At 53.3% G+C, this 24085-nt stretch carries 23 protein-coding genes; 11 read left to right on the plus strand and 12 right to left on the minus strand.

Annotated features, from left to right (window positions below; all coding sequences use genetic code 11):
- The first annotated feature begins 101 nt into the window (after positions 1-101).
- The gene (locus tag L4D19_RS14515) at positions 102-1103 is read left to right on the plus strand and encodes an alpha/beta fold hydrolase (RefSeq protein WP_428453034.1); all 1002 of its coding nucleotides are present in this window, start codon (positions 102-104) and stop codon (positions 1101-1103) included.
- A gap of 100 nt (positions 1104-1203) precedes the next feature.
- Complete coding sequence (locus L4D19_RS14520; RefSeq protein WP_428453035.1) at positions 1204-2001, plus strand: Cof-type HAD-IIB family hydrolase; 798 nt, start codon at positions 1204-1206, stop codon at positions 1999-2001.
- Between the two features lie 68 nt (positions 2002-2069).
- On the opposite strand, the gene L4D19_RS14525 is transcribed toward L4D19_RS14520, so the two are convergent.
- Positions 2070-2528 carry an EVE domain-containing protein gene (locus L4D19_RS14525; RefSeq protein WP_428453036.1) on the minus strand — a complete coding sequence of 153 codons (459 nt, stop codon included), beginning with the start codon at positions 2526-2528 and terminating at the stop codon, positions 2070-2072.
- A gap of 123 nt (positions 2529-2651) precedes the next feature.
- Between L4D19_RS14525 and L4D19_RS14530 the strand changes: the two genes are divergently transcribed.
- The 4 genes from L4D19_RS14530 to L4D19_RS14545 all read left to right on the plus strand — a co-directional run bounded on the left by L4D19_RS14530 (position 2652) and on the right by L4D19_RS14545 (position 6663).
- A complete protein-coding gene (locus L4D19_RS14530) occupies positions 2652-3692 on the plus strand; it encodes a COG3650 family protein (RefSeq protein WP_428453037.1) in 1041 nt (346 codons plus the stop codon).
- 121 nt (positions 3693-3813) lie between these two features.
- The gene (locus L4D19_RS14535; RefSeq protein WP_428453038.1) at positions 3814-4395 is read left to right on the plus strand and encodes a tRNA-uridine aminocarboxypropyltransferase; all 582 of its coding nucleotides are present in this window, start codon (positions 3814-3816) and stop codon (positions 4393-4395) included.
- 156 nt (positions 4396-4551) lie between these two features.
- Positions 4552-5988 (plus strand): coniferyl aldehyde dehydrogenase, encoded by a 1437-nt coding sequence (locus tag L4D19_RS14540; RefSeq protein WP_428453039.1) that lies wholly within the window; start codon positions 4552-4554, stop codon positions 5986-5988.
- Between the two features lie 99 nt (positions 5989-6087).
- Entirely contained in the window at positions 6088-6663 is a 576-nt protein-coding gene (locus tag L4D19_RS14545; RefSeq protein ID WP_428453040.1) for a TetR/AcrR family transcriptional regulator, read from the plus strand.
- Positions 6664-6768: 105 nt separating this feature from the next.
- Here L4D19_RS14545 and L4D19_RS14550 read toward each other — a convergent pair whose 3' ends face one another.
- The 4 genes from L4D19_RS14550 to ftnA all read right to left on the minus strand — a co-directional run bounded on the left by L4D19_RS14550 (position 6769) and on the right by ftnA (position 9900).
- Positions 6769-7308 carry a DUF3332 domain-containing protein gene (locus tag L4D19_RS14550; protein ID WP_428453041.1) on the minus strand — a complete coding sequence of 180 codons (540 nt, stop codon included), beginning with the start codon at positions 7306-7308 and terminating at the stop codon, positions 6769-6771.
- Between the two features lie 248 nt (positions 7309-7556).
- Positions 7557-8744: a BaiN/RdsA family NAD(P)/FAD-dependent oxidoreductase gene (locus L4D19_RS14555; protein ID WP_428453042.1), complete on the minus strand. Its 1188-nt coding sequence runs from the start codon at positions 8742-8744 to the stop codon at positions 7557-7559.
- A gap of 212 nt (positions 8745-8956) precedes the next feature.
- Positions 8957-9295 carry a universal stress protein UspB gene (gene uspB / locus L4D19_RS14560; RefSeq protein ID WP_239409627.1) on the minus strand — a complete coding sequence of 113 codons (339 nt, stop codon included), beginning with the start codon at positions 9293-9295 and terminating at the stop codon, positions 8957-8959.
- 77 nt (positions 9296-9372) lie between these two features.
- Complete coding sequence (ftnA, locus tag L4D19_RS14565; RefSeq protein WP_160652402.1) at positions 9373-9900, minus strand: non-heme ferritin; 528 nt, start codon at positions 9898-9900, stop codon at positions 9373-9375.
- A 219-nt stretch (positions 9901-10119) separates the two neighbouring features.
- On the opposite strand from ftnA, the gene L4D19_RS14570 reads away from it, so the two are divergent.
- Both L4D19_RS14570 and L4D19_RS14575 read left to right on the plus strand, forming a co-directional pair.
- Complete coding sequence (locus L4D19_RS14570; RefSeq protein ID WP_075763273.1) at positions 10120-10542, plus strand: universal stress protein; 423 nt, start codon at positions 10120-10122, stop codon at positions 10540-10542.
- A gap of 143 nt (positions 10543-10685) precedes the next feature.
- Positions 10686-11558 (plus strand): carboxylate/amino acid/amine transporter, encoded by an 873-nt coding sequence (locus tag L4D19_RS14575; protein WP_428453043.1) that lies wholly within the window; start codon positions 10686-10688, stop codon positions 11556-11558.
- A 90-nt stretch (positions 11559-11648) separates the two neighbouring features.
- On the opposite strand, the gene fre is transcribed toward L4D19_RS14575, so the two are convergent.
- The 6 genes from fre to trxA all read right to left on the minus strand — a co-directional run bounded on the left by fre (position 11649) and on the right by trxA (position 17696).
- Complete coding sequence (fre, locus tag L4D19_RS14580) at positions 11649-12359, minus strand: NAD(P)H-flavin reductase (protein ID WP_428453044.1); 711 nt, start codon at positions 12357-12359, stop codon at positions 11649-11651.
- Between the two features lie 9 nt (positions 12360-12368).
- A complete protein-coding gene (locus tag L4D19_RS14585) occupies positions 12369-12632 on the minus strand; it encodes a 2Fe-2S iron-sulfur cluster-binding protein (protein ID WP_075763276.1) in 264 nt (87 codons plus the stop codon).
- Positions 12633-12683: 51 nt separating this feature from the next.
- The gene (gene ubiD, locus L4D19_RS14590; protein WP_428453045.1) at positions 12684-14543 is read right to left on the minus strand and encodes a 4-hydroxy-3-polyprenylbenzoate decarboxylase; all 1860 of its coding nucleotides are present in this window, start codon (positions 14541-14543) and stop codon (positions 12684-12686) included.
- A 137-nt stretch (positions 14544-14680) separates the two neighbouring features.
- Positions 14681-15676 carry a hypothetical protein gene (locus L4D19_RS14595; RefSeq protein WP_428453046.1) on the minus strand — a complete coding sequence of 332 codons (996 nt, stop codon included), beginning with the start codon at positions 15674-15676 and terminating at the stop codon, positions 14681-14683.
- 232 nt (positions 15677-15908) lie between these two features.
- A complete protein-coding gene (rho, locus tag L4D19_RS14600) occupies positions 15909-17171 on the minus strand; it encodes a transcription termination factor Rho (RefSeq protein ID WP_075763278.1) in 1263 nt (420 codons plus the stop codon).
- Positions 17172-17369: 198 nt separating this feature from the next.
- Positions 17370-17696 carry a thioredoxin TrxA gene (gene trxA / locus L4D19_RS14605; protein ID WP_075763279.1) on the minus strand — a complete coding sequence of 109 codons (327 nt, stop codon included), beginning with the start codon at positions 17694-17696 and terminating at the stop codon, positions 17370-17372.
- A 113-nt stretch (positions 17697-17809) separates the two neighbouring features.
- On the opposite strand from trxA, the gene rhlB reads away from it, so the two are divergent.
- On the plus strand, positions 17810-19111 hold the full coding sequence (gene rhlB / locus L4D19_RS14610) for an ATP-dependent RNA helicase RhlB (RefSeq protein ID WP_428453047.1): 1302 nt from the start codon (positions 17810-17812) through the stop codon (positions 19109-19111).
- A gap of 9 nt (positions 19112-19120) precedes the next feature.
- Positions 19121-20611: a guanosine-5'-triphosphate,3'-diphosphate diphosphatase gene (gene gppA, locus L4D19_RS14615; RefSeq protein ID WP_428453048.1), complete on the plus strand. Its 1491-nt coding sequence runs from the start codon at positions 19121-19123 to the stop codon at positions 20609-20611.
- A 285-nt stretch (positions 20612-20896) separates the two neighbouring features.
- Here the strand turns inward: gppA and prlC are convergent, their stop codons facing one another.
- A complete protein-coding gene (gene prlC, locus L4D19_RS14620) occupies positions 20897-22939 on the minus strand; it encodes an oligopeptidase A (RefSeq protein ID WP_428453049.1) in 2043 nt (680 codons plus the stop codon).
- A gap of 217 nt (positions 22940-23156) precedes the next feature.
- Between prlC and L4D19_RS14625 the strand changes: the two genes are divergently transcribed.
- Positions 23157-23996: a 23S rRNA (adenine(2030)-N(6))-methyltransferase RlmJ gene (locus L4D19_RS14625; protein WP_428453050.1), complete on the plus strand. Its 840-nt coding sequence runs from the start codon at positions 23157-23159 to the stop codon at positions 23994-23996.
- Positions 23997-24085 lie beyond the last annotated feature (89 nt).

The following is a 24085-nucleotide window of genomic DNA, read 5'->3' on the forward strand; positions in this document are numbered from 1 at the left end:
GCGACCACTTTACGTTATACTGAACTTAGATTTGCCATAAGCCCTAGCGACTGACCGCACGCAACACCCTATTTTCTATTTTCATTACGCTGAGAAAAGCCATGACTGTTCAACCACCGCACTACTTTAATTTTTCACAGGAATCTCAGTTCTGCGATACCATGGCAGGTCCCGTTGCCGAACTCTGGCAACACCGCCTAGAGGGCATGTTTCAGGGAGTTGATCAGCTTAATGTCGGCTGGGTCAGCCTCACCGGATACAATCATGACAAGGCTATTATCGTGGTCAACGGCCGGATCGAAAGCTACTGGAAATACCAGGAGCTTTTTTATGATCTGGTGCAACAAGGCTATGATGTTTTTGCCCTGGATCATCGCGGTCAAGGCGTCTCAGACCGTTTGGCCGAAGACACCGAACTGGGCCACATCGAAGAGTTTGACGACTACGTCAGCGATCTCAAGACCTTCTTTGATACTGTTATTGCTCCCAAAGGCTACCAGCAACACTTTATGCTGGCCCACTCAATGGGCGGTACTATCGGCAGCCTGTTCATGGCCAAGCACCCTTCCCTGATAGACAGTGCAGTACTCAGCGCCCCGATGCACGGGATCAATATCAACAACTGGATGAAGCCCATCGCCTCACCACTGGCCCGTGTCGTCGAACAGCTCCAGCGCCAGCCAGACTACGCGCCCGGCCAAGTCCCGTATTATCCCAAGCCATTTGTCGACAACCCGCTTTGCCAAAGCCAAATCCGCTATCAGTGGTTTCGCGATCTATACGAGCACAAACCCGAGCTCAAAATCGGCGGACCTAGTGCCCGTTGGGTATGGCAGGGGATCGCAGCGGCCAAGCAGTGCATCGAGCAGGCCCCCAATATCACTACCCCAATCCTGCTGCTGCAGGGAAGTGACGACAACATTGTCGATAACCAGGCGCATAACTTGTTTTGTCAGGCGATGCAGCAAGCTAATCGCTCATGCCAGCTAACCGTTATCGAAGGAGCCCGCCACGAACTTCTGTTCGAGGTCGACAAATACCGCCACCCCGTTCTTGCGGCAATTATCAACCATTTTTGGAAGGCGGAAGAGATTGTAGGATAAATTAACCCCTTTTTTCGCAGGCGATCTGGTTTAATATGAATCTTATTACTCCCTATCCCCTGGGGTGGTGAGAGTCCTATTCATTGTTCCGAGAGTTTCCATGTATAAGATAGTTGCTTCAGATCTAGACGGTACCTTACTCACCCCCGAGCACAAAATTGCCCCTTTTACCAAAGATGTTATTAACCAGCTTCATCGTCAGGATAAAGCCTTCATCTTTGCCACAGGCCGCCACCATGTTGATGTCGCCGATATGCGCGAACAACTGGGGATCCCCGCATATATGATCACCTCTAATGGTGCACGAGTGCATAACTGCAAGGGTGAAGTCATTTATAAGCAGGATCTGCAGCCGAGTGTAGTCCGCGATATTGTTGCCATGGCGAAGCAGGATCCCGAGCTGAAAATCCATATCTACCGCAACGATGACTGGCTGCTAAATATCGACTGCGAATACCTGAAAGATTTTCACGAGACATTCCAGTATCAACTATTTGATGTCGACAATCCGCCATTAGAAGGCATCGCCAAAGTCTTCTTTATCCGCGACGACCAGGATCACGAAAAAATGGTGGAGTGGGAGGAGCGCTTCAACGCCGCTTTCGGCCAGCAGACCAATATCGTCTTTTCGACACCTTGGTGCCTGGAAGTGATGGATGCCAATGTCTCGAAGGGACATGCGCTTGAAGCGGTAGCAAAAGAAAAAGGCTACGAGCTAAAAGACTGCCTCGCCTTTGGCGACGGCATGAATGATGTCGAAATGCTCAGCATGGCTGGCAAGGGAGTGATCATGGAAACGGCGCACGACAGGGTCAAGCAGGCTCTTCCGAACCATGAAATTATCGGTCCTTGCAGCGAAGAAGCCGTAGCCCACTATCTTGCCGACAACCTGTTGTAAACCAAATGTATATCCGACAGGCTGCCTGGCAGCCTGTTGTTATCACGGCCTTACTATCACCACCCGCTTTAAAACTGCCCCGTCATCTGCAGGATTTCCTGCCACTGCGCGTCGGTCACTGGCATAATACTCAGGCGGTTGCCACGCTTGACCAGCGGCATCTCGGCCAGCAGCAGATTGGCTTTCATCCGTTTGAGCGACACCAGACGCAGGTGGCGCTGATATTCAATATCAACCATCACCCAGCGCGGATTATCGGGATCGGACTTGGGATCGAAATACGGCCCCTCCGGATCAAACTGGAAATGATCCGGGTAGGCTTCCTTAACTACGGTCGCAATACCGACCACCCCGACATCCTTGCAGGATGAGTGATAAATAAACACCTGATCGCCGGTTTTGATCTCGTCCCGCATCATATTACGGGCCTGATAGTTACGAACACCCTCCCAGCAGGAAACTTTTTGCTGTTTCAGAGTGTCTATCGAAAATGTATCCGGCTCTGTTTTAAATAACCAATTGGCCATAATCGTTCTCGTTATAGTTATTGTGCTGCGCTATCACCCAAATCCTATTACGGACAAACCGGGTGTCCCAGCAGCGGTATAATGACTTTACGACGGCTCAGCCTAACATACCGAGGGAATCGAATGACACACTTGAGACAGGCTTTACCTGCGGCAGCACTACTGGCAGCTCTAGCCGGCTGCACCACTTCATCACCCTCGCCAACTTCCGGGCCGATTGAGATCACGCCTGACGACAGCACCCCGACAGCCACCACCGAGCAAGGAAAGGTGCAGGCCTTTATGCTCCGAGGCAATGTCGTTCTTGGCCATGAATCCAACAGCATCCAGCCCTGCGGCAGCAGCCAGCAATACTGGCTCAATACCCCGATAACCGATCGTCAGGCGATAGCCCAAATCACCCGTCCTGGCTACGAGCCAATGTACGGGGAGTTTATCGGCTATCTCGAGCCAGCTCCCGATGAAGGCTTCGCGGCCGCCTATGACGGCCGCTTCCAGGTCAAGCAAATTAACCTAATCTCGGCCGAAATGCTCGGCGGTTGCCAGCGGCCCCCGCATGCGACACGGGCCTTCGGTAACGAGCCAGGCTGGGTGATCGAGTTGGACGGCGACAAAGCCAACCTGATCCGCCCCGGCCAGCAACGCCAGCAGCAAACAATTACCAACAAAGAGATTGTTGCCGGCAGGCAGCATTATCAGGGGCAGGGTTTCTCGTTGATCCTAACAAAGGGCCAATGCAACGACACCATGAGCGACTCGCTATTTGGCTGGCAGGCCACGCTAAACTGGCAAGGCAGCAGTTACAAAGGCTGCGCAACACTAGGGGCAACCGATATTACCCTGAGCTGGTCCGGTCGTTACCAGGGAACATCCTATATCGACAATACCCCGGTGCTGACCACCACAGTCACCCTTAACCCGGATCACTCGGCGACCACCCGCTATGATTACCCATCTGGCGAGCCCAGCCTCAATGAGACTGGATTCTGGCAACAGGCCAGTGACAATACCGTACAGGTTGTCATGACCCAGCATCAGGGACGACGTCTGATCAGCGAGCGGGTATTTACCTTTGATGACAACCGGATCACGGTCAAGGAAGAGACCGTCAACGGTCAGACTTTTAGCCTCGGCGGTGACGGGCTAAGTCTGGAAAGGCAATAGCCGGATCACCAGGCGCGAAGCTAGCTATCATAGTTATTTGGCATAGTTGTTTGGCATGGTTGTTTTGGCCGGCAGGGATATGTCACACTCCCGCCAGCCAAAACAACCACGAGTACTCTCTATGTCCTGTTCCCGCTGCGGCTTTCAGCACAACTGCATCTGCCATGCCGAACCCCGATTAAACAGCAAGGCCCACTTTATACTGCTGACCCACCCCAAGGAGCTTGGCAAGGATACCAATACCGGCGAGCTTATGCTCCGTACCCTACCTAACAGCCAGCGCTACACCTGGGACAGGGTTAACCCGCCCGCCGCACTGCTTGATGAGCTCCGGGCACCCGGCAGCCAGCCGTGGCTGCTGTTTCCCAGTGACGAAGAACACCCGGCCACAGCCTACCGGCCCGAATCCGACAAACAACCGCTGTTCATCCTGCTCGATGCCACCTGGCAGGAAGCAAGAAAGATGGTACGAAAAAGCCCCTGGCTTTCCCAGCAGCCACGCCTGAGCCTGACCCCGACATCGGCCTCCGCCTACCAGCTTCGCCGTAACCAACAGACCGGTAACCTCTGTACCTGTGAAGCCGGTATCGCGTTACTAGAACTTCTTGGCGAAGTGGATCAGGCCGCACAGTTAAACGAGTATTTTCAAGCTTTTATCGATACCTTTCATGCCGATAAAAGCGGCCATGCCAAACACACCTAGAGTTGGCTCCCGAGCTCGTCATCAGCGCCAATCGAACCATTGGCATTCCTGGTTACGCCCGGTTCAGATTCTTCGGCTATACTAAAACCGACTGACTAGTCGGTTTTGTTGAAATAATTATCGATCGTCCTGCAGGACAAAAGAGGGAGAGAGGCAATGACAGCAATTGAAGAGATCAAGACACATCACATAGATAGTGCCGTAATGGAAAAGACCTTACAGTCTCAGCGAGACAAATTCCTGGCCGATCCCATGCCGTCTCTCAAGCAGCGCCTCGATAAACTTAACGCACTGAAACGTGCCCTGCTCAGCGCAAAAACGCCACTGTGCGAGGCACTCTGCCAGGACTACGGCCAGCGCAGTACCCACGACAGCCTGATGGCCGATATCCTGCCGTGCGTGACCAATATCAACTACACAATCAAGCACCTGAAGAAATGGATGAAGCCCTCCCGCCGTCATAGCGGCCTGATGCTGGCCCCGGCCAAGGTCGAGGTCATTTATCAGCCCCTGGGTGTAGTCGGAATAGTGGTGCCGTGGAACTTTCCGGTCATGCTGAGCCTCGGCCCGCTGATCACCGCACTGGCAGCCGGCAACCGGGCCATGCTCAAGCTGAGCGAATTCACCCCGAACACCAACAAGGTCTTGCGAGGCCTGCTGTCGGACACCTTCAGCCACGATGAAGTCGCCGTCTTTGAAGGCGAGGCCGACACCGCTGCCGCCTTTACCGCCCTGCCGTTTGATCACCTGCTCTTTACCGGCTCAACCACGGTCGGACGCCATGTTATGCATGCTGCAGCCAATAACCTGACCCCGGTAACTCTGGAGCTGGGCGGCAAAACACCCGCCCTGATCGCCCCGGATATGCCTTTAGAACTGGCGATTGAGCGAATGATTTATGGCAAGAGCCTCAATGCCGGACAGATCTGCGTCGCGCCGGATTATGTGCTGGTTCCCGAGGAAAAAGTCGATGACTTTGTCACCGAGTACCAGAAGCAGTTTGGCAAAATGTACCCGCAGGGCGTGGCCAGCCGGGACTTCACCTCGGTGGTAAACGCGCGCCAGTATGAGCGCCTCAGCCAGTGGCTGGACGAGGCCAAGGAGCAGGGAGCCAAGGTGATCCCCTGCCACAACCAGTCCCGAGATGATCAGCAGCACCGGATGATCACCCATTTGCTGCTCAACACCACAGACGACATGACCCTGATGCAGGAGGAAATCTTTGGTCCCCTGCTGCCGGTGATCCCGTACCAGAAAGTCAGCCAGGCACTGGACTACATTCGCCAGCGCCCTCGCCCGCTGGCCCTGTACCTGATGAGTTTCGATGCCGAGCTGCAACACGAGGTCAAAACCACCACCCACTCCGGCGGTATGTGCATCAATGACTCGGTGCTGCACGTCGGCGCAGATGATGCTCCATTCGGCGGTATCGGTCCGTCAGGCATGGGGCATTACCACGGCAAGGAAGGCTTCCTGACCTTCTCCAAGGCCAAGACGGTACTTAGCCGCGGCAAGTTCACCACCACCAAGCTCGCCACGCCCCCCTATGGCGGCTGGATTCAGAAGTTGATGCTGGCCTTCTTCCTGCGCTAACCCCCTACCTTCCGGCCACCTGCCTCGGGTGGTCGGGTCTATCCTTGGTACAGTGACAAACAATAATTAGCGAATCGCTAAACCTAAAGTAAACCCAGTATGACCAAAACCAAACAGCAGAACATTCTCGATGCCGCCCTGAGCCTATTTGTCCGCAACGGCATCCAGGCAACCTCGACCGCCAGCATTGCCAAGCAGGCCAATGTAGCCACCGGTACCCTGTTTCACCACTTTGCCAGCAAACAGGCCCTGATCATTACCCTCTACAGTAATATCAAGACCGAACTCGGCCAGGCTATGCAGCCTCAGCACCACCATGATGATATTCAGGCGCAGGTCCGGCACTTCTGGCAGCAAGCCTTGCAGTGGGCACAGGACAACCCCAACAAACTGCAGTTCATGCAGCAAATCGCCCATGACCCGGCGTTTGAGATCAGTCTGCATCAGGAGCTCATGGCTGTATCAATGGGCTTTTTAATTGGGCATATTCAGCAAGCACAAGCCAGGCAGCAACTGGCACCACTGCCGCTGGAGCTGGTCCTCAATTTCTGTCACAGCCACTTTCTGGCAACCGCCAACCTGTTTGCCGAACGCCCGGACTTCGCCAGCCAGTCCGACTATCAGGAGGGTGCTTTTCAAATTTTATGGCGGGGACTGGCACCGATTGCGCCTTAAGCCAATTTAACGCCGCAAAAACTAAAAACGGGATCCCAGATCCCGTTTTATGATTCACCCTACCCAGCTAGCAATACCAGCCTACCCTAGGCGTATACCTAAATCCTATGCCTGAATTCGGGCATACTGGTTCAGCTCGTCAATGCTGACTGCTGCCACAAACTCACCATCCAGATAAAAGTTTACTGCCTCACCGGCTTTTTCGCCGCGCAGCACCGCACGCTCTCCATTGCTATAGACCACGTTCATCTCAAGCGTCTTTTCGTCCAGCTGGCGCAAACTCGCCGCTTCGATATTGCTGTGATGAACACTCGCCAACGGCGCCGAGGTCATCGACTGATCCAGACTGCCGTTCACCTTGAAGATTGCCTCCACAGGCTGATCCGCCACCGCCGGCGACTTGCCGGTAATTGGGTTTTTGCCGGTCCAGAACTCGATGGTATTGAAGATAAACAGGTCGGCGGTTGCCGCCAGGCCATAAACCGGGCTCATCAGAACAAACAGCCCGGCACGGCCATAACGGTTATCCACGGCACTCAGGTTAGCCTTGGTAACCAACTGGGATGTGCCCATCTGGCCAATACACCCTGTCAGCGACGTCGCCAGTACAGCCATCGCCACAACCTTAAATGCTGTCTTTTTCATTTCCGATCAACTCCGATATTTAGTGCAGGTAAAAAAGCTCGCGGATTATAGGTTTTTTCTCTGCACTGGCTAGGTTTTTTTCGCTGAATTTTTCTAAAATATCACCGACATTTCTCGGCTGTTAGGGAAAGGTAAACGCCGGGTAACCGGTTACTTGTTTGCCCCGCTAGAGCGGACTGTTTTATTGGTGGGGTAGATATAATAAACGGCGCGAACGCGCCGTTGATAAGTCGAGTAATATTTCTTAATCAGGCATATTGCCCGGCTACAAAACCCGAGCTCCAGGCCCACTGGAAGTTATAACCACCGAGCCAGCCGCTAACGTCCATCACCTCGCCGACAAAGTACAGCCCGGGAACCTGCTTGGCTTCCATGGTCTTTGACGATAGCTCGTCGGTATCGACCCCACCGAGCGTCACTTCGGCAGTACGGTAGCCTTCGGTACCGTTCGGTGCGACCTGCCATTGGTGGAAATAGACTGCCATCGCGGCGATTTCTTTCGGGTTGAACTGCTTGAGCGGCTTGTCCTGAATATCTCCGCGCTCAATCAGCACCTCAATCAGGCGCTTTGGCAACAGGCGGGACAGTGAATTCTTCAGGCTCTGGTTCGGGTGCTTCTCGCGCATGGTCGCCAAGGTGTCAGCCAGTTCCAGATCCGGCAACAGGTCAACCGTCACCTTTTGTCCCGGCGTCCAGTATGAAGAAATTTGAAGGATCACCGGGCCAGACAAGCCGCGGTGGGTAAACAACAGGTTCTCTTTGAAGGTGGTTCCGTCTTCGGCCTCGACCACCGCCGGGATCGCAATTCCCGACAGCTCTGCATAGGCTTCCTTCTCTTCCTTGTGCAAAGTGAACGGCACCAGCCCGGCCGTTGTCGACACCATCTTAAGGCCAAACTGCTCGGCCACCTGATAGCCGAACGGCGTCGCCCCTAACTTCGGCATCGACAGTCCACCGGTAGCAATCACCAGCGACTCACACTCTACCGTTGTCGTATTTAGCTTGAGGCTGAAGCCCGTTTCGGTCTTGGCAATATCGTGGACATCGCAACGGTAACGCTGTTCAATCGTCGGCTGGTCGCACTCAGCCAGCAGCATATTGACGATGTCCTTGGCGGAGTCTTCACAGAACAGCTGGCCGTGATCGCGCTCTTCATAGGCAATCTCATGCTTGGCCACCATAGCGATAAAGTCCCACTGGGTATATTGCGACAGCGCCGACTTAACAAAGTGAGGATTACGGCAGACATAGTTGTTGGCTGCAACATCGTAGTTGGTAAAGTTACAGCGACCGCCACCGGAGATCAGGATTTTTCGTCCCGGCTTTTTGCCATGGTCCACCACCAGCACCGAACGACCGCGCTTTCCGGCCTCTGCCGCGCACATCAGTCCTGCAGCGCCTGCCCCTATCACCACCACATCAAACTTGTCTGCCATGTCAGTACCGCTCTTCACTCACCCGTTATTGCGCTTTGCAGTTTCTGCAAAGCAATGAAAAAGGGATGCCAGAGCCAAGCAGCCTGCATCCCTCAAAACCGGTGCTATTCTACCTACCCCGGTACTGAATACCAAATTGAATCTATGTCGTACAGTTAACCACGCTCCGCGTCATAAGGACTGCAGAGTGGTATCGCTTGTTGACGCGGCGGCTAGATCCCCAGATAGGCCACCACAAAAATGGCAATAAAAAATACCATCAGATAGGTACTTGCCAGAATAAAAAGCTTGCGGACTTTGACGCATTTTTCCATGAATACCGGATCATGATGATTCTGATATTGCTGGCTGCGTATATAGTGAAACAGCCGAATTTGCTTGGTGACATTGCCCTGGGAGGAGAAAAAACCCCGGCCGTCTACCTGTTGGTAGAGAAGAGGATCACACTCGCGCATCACCGCCAGCAAAGTACGTAACGTACTGATATAGCGAGACACATTAACGACTGCGACCAAAAAGAGAGCGAATAAAAGTGCATCACCACTAATGATCATAATAACCCCCGAACAACTTTCTCAGATGCTGGCCGGGCGATTCAAGGGCGTGTCAGGCACGCCCTCGGCCATTGTTAGCCAGCCTGAGTATCCATTACCGATGTAGACTCAGCTTTTGCCATCGCGGCAAGATCTTTATCGATGAAGAACAATGCCTTACCGTCTTCACCCACCAGCTCAATCTTATCCAGAATACCTTTAAACAATTTTTCTTCTTCGTGTTGTTCTGCAACATACCACTGCAAGAAGTTAAAGGTTGAGTAGTCCTGGGTCGTAAACGCGACATGAGCCAGTTTGTTAATTTTGTCAGTGATTAGCTGCTCGTGCTCATAGGTTTCGCGGAATACGTCTCCCAACGATGCGAACTCGTGCTTAGGTGCTTCAATCGCACCCAGGATTGGCATGGCACCCGTTTCACTCACGTAAGTGAATAGACGCTGCATATGTTCCATTTCTTCGACAGCATGGGCGCGCAGAAACTCAGCCGCACCTTCAAAGCCCTTGTCCTCACACCAGGCACTCATCTGCAGGTAAAGGTTAGAGGAAAAGAACTCCAAGTTGATTTGCTCGTTAAGTTTTTCAACCATAGCGTGAGCTAACATCGCACTACTCCTATCTATTCTAGTGTATACCAATCTCACCGATCGGTTTGAAATCGCCGATAACCCATTGTCACAATGCATAATTGAGAATGCAACTCAAAGGAATCCATTTATCGCGTCCACCGTGTATCCAGGCCTGCCAGGATGGGATCTGGCCGATATTTTTCCGTTATACTCAGTGCTAGCATGGAAAAAAACATATGATAAGGAGTTCACTGTATGGCGTATAAACATATTCTGGTCGCAATCGACCTCTCTGATGACAGCTACACTCTGATAAGCAAGGCTGCCCAGTTAGCCAAGTCACTTGATGCCAAACTATCCCTTATCCACATTGATGTGAACTATGCCGAGCTCTATACCGGACTCATCGATATCAACCTGTCCGAAGCCCAGCATCGTATGGCCGATGACGCCCAAAAGCAGCTGCACTCCCTGGCTGCCAAAGCCAATTATCCGGTATCGCATACCCTGGTTGGCAGCGGCGATCTGAGCGACGAAATTTGCCACGCCATCAATGATATCGACGTGGAGCTGGTAGTATGCGGCCACCATCAGGATTTCTGGAGCAAGATACTGTCTTCTGCCAAACAACTGATCAACCACACCCCGGTCGACCTGTTGATGGTACCGCTAAAATAAACGCCATCGTTTCCTATCCTTACCCGAGTGCTCACGGCGAGTGGGCCCTCGGGACCTAATCCCACACAAATTGGCGATATTTCATTCCGCTGCAATCAGTTACACTAACGGCATTATTCAATGCAACTTCGTTACTTATTCATATGGGATATCTATCTGCTATCACCCTGCTATGGGCATTTTCCTTTAGCCTGATCGGCGTTTACCTGGCTGGCCAAGTCGATGCCTGGTTTTCCGTTTTAACCCGGGTAGCACTCGCAGCACTGGTCTTTTTGCCATTTCTGCGCAAACAGCACCTCCACCCAAAACTGGCCGTCAAGCTGATGGTTGTCGGAGCCTTCCAGCTCGGATTGATGTACTGCTTCTACTACCAGTCCTTCCTGTACCTCAGCGTGCCGGAAGTCTTGCTGTTTACCATCTTTACCCCTATTTATGTCACCCTGATCTATGATCTGCTGCATCGGCAGTTCTCGGCCTGGTACCTGATCACCGCCGCCATTGCCGTTTTGGGCGCAGCAGTCATCAAGTTTGAAGGGATCAACGAGAACTTCATTATCGGCTTTTTCATCGTACAAGGCGCCAATCTGTGTTTTGCCATCGGTCAGGTCGGCTACAAGCGCACCATGGAGCAGGAAAAGGCCGAACTGCCTCAACATACCGTATTCGGGCTGTTCTACCTCGGGGCAATTTGCGTTGCCCTGCCGATGTTCCTGCTGTTTGGCAACCTCGACAAGCTGCCGACCACCAACACCCAGTGGGGCATTCTTATCTACCTGGGTATCATCGCGTCCGGTCTGGGGTATTTCATCTGGAACAAGGGAGCGACCCTGGTCAATGCCGGTGCCCTGGCCATTATGAACAATGCGCTGGTTCCGGCCGGGCTTATCGTCAATATCGTCATCTGGAACCGCGATGTCGACTACCCGCGCCTGATCATCGGCGGGCTCATTATTATGGCCTCGCTATGGGTCAACGAGACTTGGGTAAAACGCAAGGTCGAGCTGGCGAGAATCTAGCGCCCGTATTCAGCGCCTCGTTTAAGTAACACCCACTAAAAAGGCGAGACACCTGTCTCGCCTTTCTTGTGACGGGATTTTGCCCTGGCGTTAGATAAAGGCAAACGCGTCGGCAAACATACGATCGCGCTCGGCGCCTTTCTCTGCCGTAAACTGCTCTCGCGCAGCTCCGGCCATCTCAAAGCGACCACACAGGTAGATGTCGTAAGCCGACAGGCTGATAAAGTCATTGTCGACCGCTTCCAGCACATTGCCGACCTTGCCCTGCCAGTTCTCCGGGGCGGTTTCGACCACAGGCACATAGGTCAGGTTACTGTGTTCCTTAGCCAGCGCCTCAAGCTCATCATGTGCATACAGCTGGCAGGCATCACGGCCGCCCCAGTAGACGAAAATTGGCTGACTCACACCACGGCTCAGGCAGTTATCCAGAATACTGCGCACGTAAGAGAATCCGGTACCACCGGCAATCATCAACAACGGCTTGTCGCTGTCTTCTCGCACCCAGGCCTCGCCATGCGGGGCTTCAATCTCGAAGGGCTGGCCATTTTCAAGCGCAGCCTTCATCGCATCAACCACTTCAATCGCATACGGGTTATGCTCGGCAGCGCCGATATGCAGCTCCAGTTCGCCCTCACGGCACGGGCTGCTGGCAATAGAAAACGGACGCTTGTCTTTCTCGCCCATCACAGCCAGCAAATACTGACCCGCTTTGAAATCTAGTTTTTGCTCTGGCTGAAGCAGAATACGGTAGGTATTGCACGCGAGCGATTCAACTGACTTTACTTCACATTTAATAGACATTGTTTTCCTCTAGTCTAACTCTAATACCAAGTCACTTTTGGCGGTGGCCTGACAGGTAAAGATCCAACCTTCGGCTTGCTCTTTCTCAGTAAGCATAGGCTCAAGCTGGTAACTTATCTCGCCAGATAGCTTGCGACACAGACACATGGCACATGCCCCGACCTGACACCGGTTAGGAAAAGCGACACCTGCGTTGAGCGCAGCCTGCAAAACAGTTTCCCGCTCATCGGCAGTAAACGTAATATCATGAGGCAACAGGCGTACTTGGTGCATATGATTTCTCTCAAAGCGGCTAACTCCCGCTAGCCACTCATTTTTTTTGGGTTATTTCAGAATACCCAGCTCATCCCAGATAGCATCGACTCTGGCAACGATTTCCGGGTCTTTGCTGATAGGGGTTCCCCACTCGCGATCCGTCTCGCCCGGCAGCTTGTTGGTAGCATCCATCCCCATTCTCGAACCTGAAGGCAAGCTGTCGATAAGCAAAGTATCACGGCTTGGATCCATCCGGGTCGTGACCGCCCAGATGACATCATTCCAATCACGAACATTGACATCATCATCACAGGCTATCACGAAGCGGGGATCGGTAAACTTATCCAATAATGTCCAGACACCATCCATGACTCGCAGGGCCTGGCCGGCTGTCTCTTTGCGAAGACTCACTATGGCCATTTTGCTGGCATCGGCTTCCGGCGGCAGATAAAAATCGACGATCTCAGGGTACTCCTGCATCAAAGCAGCGATACCCGCCTTGATATCGAAACTGTCATCAAACGGACGCTGTTCTGCTGACGAATTAGCGGTTTCAGCCTCCCACTTAATGGTGGCATCCAGTCCCATTTTCGAGCCGAGACCGACCACCGGCGAGGCAAAGTCCAGCGAGTCGATCGGAGTATGCTCGATCATCACCGTATCACGCGCCGGCTCCATACGGGTCGTCATCGCCTGGATCACGCTGTTCCAGTCCCGGGCGTTGACATCCTCGTCACAGACAATCACAAACTTGGTATACATAAACTGGCGCAGGAACGACCACACACCCATCATCACCCGCTTGGCATGGCCCGGGTACTGCTTCTTCATGGTAACGACCGCCATCCGATACGAACACCCTTCCGGCGGCAGGTAGAAATCAACAATTTCCGGGAACTGCTTTTGCAAGATAGGCACAAACACTTCGTTCAATGCCACCCCCAGTACCGCCGGCTCATCGGGCGGGCGGCCGGTGTAAGTACTGTGGTAAATCGGATCATTGCGCATCGTGACATGCGTAATCGTGAACACGTGGTGACGCTCGACCTCGTTGTAGTAGCCGGTGTGATCGCCATACGGCCCCTCATCGGCAAACTCGTCGGGATCGATGTAGCCTTCCAGCACAATCTCGGCACTGGCCGGCACTTCCAGATCATTGCTGATGCTTTTCACCACTTCCGTTTTGCTTCCTCGCAGCAAGCCGGCAAAGGCATATTCAGACAAGGTATCCGGCACCGGGGTCACCGCGCCCAGAATGGTAGCCGGATCGGCACCGAAGGCCACGGAAACCGGGAAAGGCTTACCGGGGTGCGCTTCCATCCAGTCACGCAGATCCAGCGCTCCGCCACGGTGGGCCAGCCAGCGCATGATGATCTTGTTCTTGCCCAGCTTTTGCTGGCGGTAAATCCCCAGATTCTGGCGTTTCTTGTTCGGCCCCCTAGTCACCGTCAACCCCCAGGTCAGTAACGGGGCAACGTCACCCGGCCAGCAGCTCATCACCGGAATTTTATCCAGATCCACCGCATCGCCTTCCCAAACCACCTGCTGGCAAGGCGCTTTGCGCAGCCGTTTGGCAGGCATATTCAATACTTGCCTGAACACAGGCAGCTTATCGATGGCATCACGAAATCCGCGTGGCGGCTCAGGCTCTTTCAGGTAGGCCAGCAACTTGCCGACTTCACGCAGCTCTTTGACATCCTGCCGGCCCATTCCCATCGCCACCCGCTCAGGGGTGCCGAACAGGTTGCCCAATACCGGCATGCTATAGCCAACAGGGTTTTCAAACAGCAAGGCCGGACCGCCGGCACGTAGCGTACGGTCACAAATTTCTGTGATTTCCTGATCCGGATCGACAGGCTGCTTAATTCGCTTCAGCTGGCCGATTTGCTCCAGATACGCAATATAGTCTCGCAGATCTTTGAATTTCATAGGCTCAATGCTATCCACTATCCAAAAGGCATCAAATCCCGATCTGGTCACCTTACCAGCCGGGATCTGCAATTAAAGTGGTAACATTATAACGAGTTGTTAACTTGAACACACTGGAAAATCAGTGAACTGGGGTATCAAGGCAATTTCGCCATCGCTGCCTTGAAGTTGTTTTTGACCACCTGGTTGCGGCTGTCGGAGGCTAGTTTTTCCAACCACTGAACGTAGCCTTGCTGGGCCAGCTCATAGGCCACCATCTCGCCGTCATCCACTTCATCCAGCTTCTCTCGCAGAAACTCTCTGGCCTCAACCGGCAAGGGCTTGAGAGTCACCAGGGCTTTGTAGGCGACAGGTTTCAGGGAAGGGTTAATCGTGGCGGCCATCAATTGTTTAACCGCGGCCGGGGCCGGAGCCAAACCGGCCAGACGGTTCACCTCAGCCAGGCTGTATCGGTCCGTTCGGCGGAGCCATAACAGGTGATACATTTGCTCATCACCGGAAACCGCTGCCAACCGGGCAATGACCCCGTTATCCGGCAGCCACATCAGCTTGCTATCAGAGGTAAACTGACTCACCAGCCGCGCGACCGCCTGCTCAGAAAGTTCCGGAAGGTGTTTAAGAAAGAGATCCCGACGTTTCTTCTGGCTGCGCAAATCCCCGGCCAGCCAGCCAGACAATACCAAGTCGCCGGACTCGGCATCGCGGACCATCTCCTGTGCCAGCAAAATCTGCTGCCACTCCATCACCAGGCTACGAGCCTGGGCGCCGTAATGAAAGGCTGACTGGGTAACAAGGTAGCCATCACCCTGCTCGACCACGGTAAAGGCAGGCTTTCGCTCAGCCTGCGCCTGAAGCCAGGTCGCTTTGGCCTGATCCAGCTCGCCGCTATTGAGCGCATGCTGCACCAGCTGGGCGCGCACCGCTTCCTGCTGCAACAGGGCCAGTTGGGAAAGATTAAATTCCAGAGCGCGGAAGTCACTCCGGTCATAGAGGGTTGTCAGGGCCGCAACCCGGGTTTGTACCTGGGGCGAAGCCGCCACCTGTTTCACTTCCTGCTTCGAGACTTCAACGGCGACGGCTGGTTTCAGGCCGCCCGCCAGAAGTAACAACAGCATGCACCATCCTTGTCGCATGTCACCTCCTCACGGTGAAAAACGCATTCCTTGCTAAGCGCTGCAGCCTGCTCACCTTCCTGGTGCACAATCAGCTGCGAAGCCAGCGCCTACAGTACCTCAATACAGTGATCAGCATCTACAATGAAATGTAATCGAATACTGTTTGATAGGATTATGCAGGATCTCTGCCCAATAAAAAACGCCACACAAGGTGGCGTTTCAGAAAACTGTGAGTTAGGCAGCTAAATTATTACTTCTGACGGCGCATCGCGTCAAAGAACTCGTCGTTGGTCTTGGTCATCGACAGTTTATCGATCAAGAATTCCATGCTGTCTGTTTCACTCATCGGGTGAACAATCTTACGCAGGATCCACATCTTCTGTAGCTCATCCGCTTTCGCCAGTAGCTCTTCACGACGGGTACCAGAGCGGTTGAAGTCAATCGCAGGGAAGACACGCTTCTCGGCAATCTTACGTGACAGGTGCAGTTCCATGTTACCTGTACCCTTGAACTCTTCGTAGATAACTTCGTCCATCTTTGAACCAGTATCGACTAGCGCGGTAGCGATGATAGTCAGGCTGCCGCCTTCCTCAACGTTACGTGCAGCACCGAAGAAACGCTTAGGACGGTGCAGGGCATTGGCATCAACACCACCTGTCAGTACCTTACCAGATGAAGGCACCACGGTGTTGTAGGCTCGCGCCAGACGAGTGATCGAGTCAAGCAGAATAACCACGTCTTTCTTGTGTTCAACCAGACGCTTCGCCTTCTCGATAACCATTTCTGCCACTTGTACGTGGCGAGATGCCGGCTCATCGAACGTCGAGGCAACCACTTCACCCTTAACCAGACGCTGCATCTCGGTCACTTCTTCCGGACGTTCGTCGATCAGCAGTACCATCAGCTCACACTCAGGGTGGTTGTAGGCAATGCTCTGGGCAATATTCTGCAACAACATGGTTTTACCCGCTTTCGGCGGTGCCACGATTAGACCACGCTGACCTTTACCGATTGGTGATGCCAGATCAAGAACACGGGCCGTAATGTCTTCCGTCGAACCGTTACCACGTTCCATACGCATGCGATCATTGGCATGCAGCGGAGTCAGGTTTTCAAACAGGATCTTGTTACGGGCATTGTCAGGCTTGTCGTGGTTAACTTCGTTGACTTTCAGCAGGGCAAAATAACGCTCGCCATCTTTCGGAGGACGGATCTTCCCGGCAATGGTATCACCAGTACGTAGGTTGAATCGGCGGATTTGGCTAGGAGATACGTAGATGTCGTCAGGGCCGGCAAGGTAAGAGCTGTCTGCAGAGCGGAGGAAGCCGAAGCCATCTTGAAGGATCTCTAGAACACCATCGCCAAAAATGTCCTCACCACTTTTTGCGTGCTGCTTGAGAATAGAAAAGATGATGTCTTGTTTTCTCAAACGCGCCAGGTTTTCTAACCCTAAGCTTTCGCCAAGCGCAACCAACTTCGAAATAGGTTGGTTTTTCAGTTCTGTAAGATTCATAGTGGTGGGTTTCTTGTCAGTCAAAATCGGGGTTCTATGTTAGTTGAGATAGTGTTGACCAATGGGGCTGGTCAAGGAATGAACAAATGTACAATTTACGTGCAATAAGTTAGCACTAAACACGCCATCCGTCTAGCATAGTCGGAAGTCAAACCATGCACAACTGAGAAATTGCGCACGGTTCGGGCAAGAAGCGGCTTATAGGTTCGCGTCCAGGAACTCTTTAAGCTGGCTTTTAGATAGCGCACCTACCTTGGTAGCTGCCACACCGCCGTCTTTAAACAGCAGCAGTGTCGGAATACCACGGATACCAAATTTAGGCGGCGTACCAGCATTCTGATCGATATTCAGTTTACCGATCGTCAGCTTGCCTTCGTATTCGTCCGCGATTTCGTCAAGAATTGGGGCAATCATTTTACAAGGGCCACACCATTCTGCCCAAAAATCGACTAATACAGGGCCCGCAGCGTTAATCACGTCGTTATCAAAACTTGCGTCTGTCAGCTGCACAATCTTGTCGCTCATCTTCCACTCCAATGGTTGATTTTGTTGGCTGATTTCATTTTAACCAGCAAATCGATGCTCTATTTGAATGGAATCCGTTTCGTATTGCAACCCTAAGCTGATATTCTATACGAATGAAGACGACTCACATCACAGAGCAGAAATTTGCCGACCTGGGTTTAGACCCTAAGGTTTTACAAGGATTGGAAACCAAAGGTTTCCATAATTGTACGCCTATCCAGGCGTTGGCATTGCCGGTATTGCTCACCGGCCGAGACATTGCAGGTCAGGCTCAAACAGGTACAGGGAAAACCCTGGCCTTCCTGACGGCGACTTTTAACTATTTGCTACTCAACCCGGCTGCGGAGGACCGTAAAACCAACCACCCTCGTGCCATCATTATGGCACCTACACGCGAACTGGCAATCCAGATTTACAACGATGCCAAACCGTTGCTTGAAAGCACTGGCCTGAAAGCCGGCCTTGCCTATGGCGGCGAAGCGTACGAGAAACAGCAAAAAACACTGGAAGCCGGTGTTGATATCCTGATCGGTACCTGTGGCCGTATCATCGATTTCTACAAGCAGCGTGTTATCGACCTGCGCTCGATTCAGGCTGTTGTGCTTGACGAAGCCGATCGCATGTTCGATCTGGGCTTTATCAAAGACATTCGCTTCTTGTTCCGTCGTATGCCGGCACCAAAGGCACGCCTGAACATGCTGTTCTCGGCTACCTTGTCATACCGGGTAAAAGAGCTGGCGTTTGAGCATATGAACAATCCTGAAAGCGTGATTGTCGAGCCAGAGCAAAAGACGGGACACCGAATTCAGGAAGAACTGTTCTACCCGTCGAACCAGGACAAAATGTGTCTGCTGCAGACCCTGATTGAAGAAGAGTGGCCAGATCGCGCCATCATTTTTGCTAACACCAAACACCGCTGTGAAGACATCTGGGCGCACCTGGCAGCCGACAAGCACCGCGTGGGCCTGCTGACCGGCGATGTACCGCAGAAAAAACGTGTCCGTATTCTGGAGCAGTTCACCCAGGGTGAAGTGGATATCCTGGTTGCCACCGATGTTGCAGCCCGAGGCCTTCATATTCCTCAGGTAACGCACGTATTCAACTACGATCTGCCTGACGATGCAGAAGATTACGTCCACCGTATTGGCCGTACCGGTCGTGCTGGTGCCAGCGGTCACTCAATCAGTTTTGCCTGTGAACAATATGCGATTAACCTGCCGGCTATCGAGACCTATATTGAACATGCGATCCCGCTATCCAAATACGATGGTGAAGCACTGCTAGACGATCTGCCTGCGCCGGTAAGTATCCCGCGTTCACCACGCCAGGGCGGAAACCGTCGCAATAATTCATCTCGTCAGGGTCAGTCGCGCCAACGTAACCGTCGCCGCCCGCAGCACCAAAAACAACAGTAAGATATGTCTATGGAAAGAACAGTATCACCTCTGTACGCCGCGATAGATTTGGGGTCGAACAGTTTTCATATGTGGATTGTGCGGGAAGTCGCCGGCAGTGTGCAAACACTGGCCAAGATCAAGCGCAAGGTCCGCCTCGCTGCAGGCCTCAACAGCCAGAATGAGCTGAGTGAAGAAGCCATGCAGCGCGGATGGGACTGCCTGAGCCTGTTTGCAGAAAGACTGCAGGACATCCCCAACGACAACATCCGCATCGTCGGCACAGCTGCGCTGCGTACGGCCGTAAACTCAGATACTTTTCTTTCTAAGGCCAAAGATATTCTTGGCCATAGCATCGAAATCATTCCCGGTGAGGAAGAAGCCAGGATTATCTACCAGGGGGTCGCCCACACCTCAGGCGGGTGCGGCAAACGCCTGGTAGTTGATATAGGCGGCGCCAGCACCGAAGTTATTATCGGTGAAGGTTTTGACGCCAGAGCCCTGACCAGCCTGAAGATCGGCTGTGTCACCTGGCTCGAGCGCTACTTCAAAGATCGTTACCTGACGGCAGAAAACTTCGACGCGGCAATCAACGCGGCAAAACATGCAATAGAGCCAATCGTCGAGTCCTACCACGAGCTGGGCTGGGACACCTGTGTCGGTGCCAGCGGTACCGTTCAGGCGCTGCAGGAAATCATGCTGGCCCAGGGGATGGATGAAATCATCACCCTGCAGAAACTCAAGCGCATGCAGCGTCAGGCCATGCAGTACGAACGCCTGGAAGATCTGGATATCGAAGGGCTGACCCTGGAACGCGCCCTGGTGTTCCCGAGCGGTCTGTCAATCCTGATTGCGATTTTCGAGTCACTGAATATCCAATCGATGACCCTGGCCGGTGGTGCCCTGCGTGAAGGTATGGTTTACGAGATGATGAGCCAGATGCGCCATCATGATGTTCGTGAGCGTACCTTATTGAGCCTGCAGTCACGCTTCCAGCTCGACAGCCAGCATGCCGATGCCGTTGCTCACACAGCCCTGTCGCTCCTTGGCAGTTGCGAGCAGGCATGGCAGCTAGAGCCGCAGGCCAAATACCTGCTCAATGCCAGTGCCACCCTGCACGAGATTGGTACCAGTATCGAGTTCAAGAAAAGTGGTGACCACGCCGCCTACCTCATCAACAACATCGATCTACCCGGTTTTACTCGCGCCCAAAAACACCTGATAGCCGAGCTGCTACGCCGCTTCCGTGAACAACTTACCAGTTTACCGGAACAGCATGCACTCTCGGCCCAAAGTGCTGCACGGATCCTGCGCCTGCTACGTCTGGCCGTGATCCTGTGTCACCGTCGCGACCATAACCACCAGCCACCGTTTACCCTGGCCGTCGATGACAACACATTGACCCTGACTCTGCCAGCATGTTGGCTCAGCACCAACCCGCTGACCAAGGCAGAGTTACAGCAAGAAGCGGTTCGCCAGACAGACATGGGCTGGCCGCTGGTTATTGACGAAAGCGAGTAAAACCACAGCAACAAACCGTTCGATCAAAAAAGGCTCCCCAGGGAGCCTTTTTTATTCACTTAACGTGCGTCTGATTCGGCGCAGGAATTTCACCTCAGGGCAAAGAGGACACGCGGAGTTGATAACTATCAATGAGCATGTCCGATGACCACCTATCGCCATCATCTAATTGGTTAATCAAACGCCGGAATTTAGCCCAAATTCAAAGAGAAAGCGCAGAGTTGATAACTATCAATGAGCACTTTCGATACAGAAGTTGGGCTAAATAACCAGTTTGAAATTCAATTAGCCAGTGATGCCAGAATGACGGAGTAAAGCATCTATCTTCGGCTCCCGGCCACGGAAGCGCTTGAACAATGCCATCGGTTCTTCGCTGCCGCCACGCTCGAGAATGCAGTCAAGGAAATCGGCACCGGTCTCGGTATTGAAGATCCCCTCTTCTTCGAAGCGCGAATAGGCATCAGACGACAGCACTTCTGCCCACAGGTAGCTGTAGTATCCGGCGCTGTAGCCACCGGCAAAGATATGGCTGAAGCTGTTCGGGAAGCGGCCCCATTCAGGACTTGGCACAACCGAGACGCGAGATTTGATATCCGCCAGGGTATCGAGTACCTGAGCACCGACTTCCGGATCGTAGTTGGTGTACAGGGTAAAATCGAACAGGCCGAATTCCAGCTGGCGCAGGATGCCCATCGCCGACTGGAAGTTCTTGGCGTCCAGCATCTTGTCCAGCATTTCTTTCGGCAGCGGTTCACCGCTCTCATAGTGGCCGGAGATAAACGCCAGCGCCTCTTCTTCCCAGCACCAGTTTTCCAGGAACTGGCTCGGTAACTCGACTGCATCCCACGGCACACCATTGATACCGGATACGGCAGGTGCATCGACCTGAGTCAGCATATGATGGATACCGTGGCCTGTCTCGTGGAACAGGGTGACCACCTCGTCATGGGTAAACATGGCAGGCTTATCACCAAGTGGTTTGTTGAAATTACAGGTCAGGTAGGCCACCGGCTGTTGCAGGCTCCCGTCAGTGCGGGTACGGCGTACCATACACTCATCCATCCACGCCCCGCCGCGCTTGTGTTCGCGGGCATAGAGATCCAGATAGAAGCTGCCACGCAGCTCGCCCGACGCATCGAAGATATCATAGAAGGTCACGCTGTCATCCCAGACATCGACGCCGTCACGCGGCTTCACATCCATACCGAAGACACGCTTCAGCACTTCGAACAGACCCGAGACCACCTTGTGCTCAGGAAAGTACGGACGCAGCTGCTCGTCAGAAATACTGTAACGGTGCTGCTTCAGCTTCTCGGCATAATAGGCAAAATCCCAAGGCTCCAGCGACTCGGCACCGAATTCAGAGGCCGCATAGTCACGCAGCTCGGCAACTTCACGCTCGCCCTGCGGCTTGGCGCGGGTTGCCAGATCATTCAAAAAGCCCAGTACCTGATCCGGCGTTTCAGCCATCTTGGTCGCCAAAGATTTCTCGCTATAAGTGCTAAAGCCCAGCAGTCGGGCCAGTTCATGGCTCAACTTCAGCTTTTCTGCAATGATATCGGTGTTATCCCACTTGCCGGCATTCGGGCCGCGATCGGAGGCACGGGTCACAAACGCCTCGTACATTTCCTGACGCAGCTCGCGGTTATCACAGTATGTCATCACTGGCAGGTAAGACGGAATTTCCAGGGTAAACAAATAACCGCTCTGATCTTTCGCCTCAGCGGCCGCCTGAGCCGCCTGCAGTGCTGATTCCGGCAAACCGCCCAGCTCGTCAGCGTTGCTCACCAGCTTGCTCCAGCCCATCGTGGCATCAAGCACGTTGTTGCTGAACGTCGAGGCCAGCTCCGACAGACGCTTGCTGATCTCGCCATAGCGGTGCTGATCGGCCGCTGGCAGGCCGATGCCCGACAGTTCGAATTCTTTCAGGGCATCGGTGATGGATTTTTGCTGCGCCGGGGTCAGTTGCTCGAAACTCTCATCGGCCTTAATCGCCTTATAGGCTTCGTATAGACCTTTGTGCTGACCCACCCAGGTTCCGTAGTCGGAAAGAATCGGCAGACAACTCTCATACGCTTCGCGCAGCTCGTTGCTATTTTTCACCGCATTCAGGTGGCCAATTGGCGACCAGATCCGGCTCAGGCGATCATCGGTCTCGGCCAGCGGGGCGCAAATCGTCTCCCAGCTTGGCGCGGCTTCATTTGCCAATACCGACTCGACATGGGCACGGCAGTCGGCGATAGCCTGTTCAACAGCGGGCTTGATATGTTCAGGCTTGATTTGGGAGAACGGAGGCAGATCCGTCATGGTTAATAATGGGTTCGACATGCGCTAATCCTTAATTCTTCTATCCCTTATTAGATGTGTCTTCGGGCTTGTAAATTCAATCCCTTAATCGCGGTTTGTGATCGCGCTTATCCTTTCATTTTAACGTGTAATTAACAGCCTGTACGACTAAAGATCTGACCGCTTTCTGGATATTCGCCAACAATCCGCCATAATATGCCCCCTATCCCAACACTGACTACCTGTAGAGATCTCATTCATGCTGAGCTATCGCCACAGTTTCCATGCTGGCAACCATGCCGACGTGGTTAAACACATCGTACAAAGTCTGATCCTCGATGCCCTGAAGCAAAAGGATAAGCCATTTGTCTATCACGATACCCACTCGGGCGTCGGCCGCTATGATCTGCAGGATGAACGCAGCGAGAAAACCGGCGAGTTCAAGCAAGGCATTGCCCGCCTATGGTCGCGTGATGATATTCCCGCTGACATCACCTCATACATTGATGCGATCAAGGCACTAAACGACAGCGATGACTTGCGCTATTACCCGGGCTCGCCGCGTGTCGCCCGCGCCCAGATCCGCGAGCAGGACCGTATGGTTCTGACCGAGCTGCACCCGACGGACTTTCCCCTGTTGCTGCAGGAGTTCCGTAGTGACCGCCAGGTAAAAATCTACAAGGAAGATGCCTTCCTGCGACTAAAAGGCAGCCTGCCACCGAAAGAGCGCCGTGGCGTCGTGTTGATCGACCCGCCCTATGAGCTGAAACATGAGTACATGGATGTCGTTAACGCCATCGCGGAAAGCTACAAGCGCTGGGCCACCGGTACCTATGCGATCTGGTATCCGGTTGTCTATCGCGAGAATATCGACAAGATGCTGAAAGGCCTTGAAAAGTTGGGAATACGCAAAATCCTGCAAATCGAGCTGGGCGTCGAACCGGATACCGCCGAGCGAGGCATGACCGCTTCCGGGATGATTGTCATCAACCCACCGTGGAAACTGGAAAGCCAGATGCAGGTCATTCTGCCCTGGTTACAGCAGGCTATCGCTCCAACCCATGGTCATCACACCGTGCAGTGGGTCGTACCGGAATAACCGGCTCGAGCATAATTAACCAAGGCGGGTTCCAGCCCGCCTTTATTCTTTCTTGCCATCAGTTATTACTATCCAGCCCGACTTTCTCG

It is taken from the genome of Photobacterium kasasachensis (assembly GCF_050336885.1).
GTDB lineage: Bacteria > Pseudomonadota > Gammaproteobacteria > Enterobacterales > Vibrionaceae > Photobacterium > Photobacterium kasasachensis.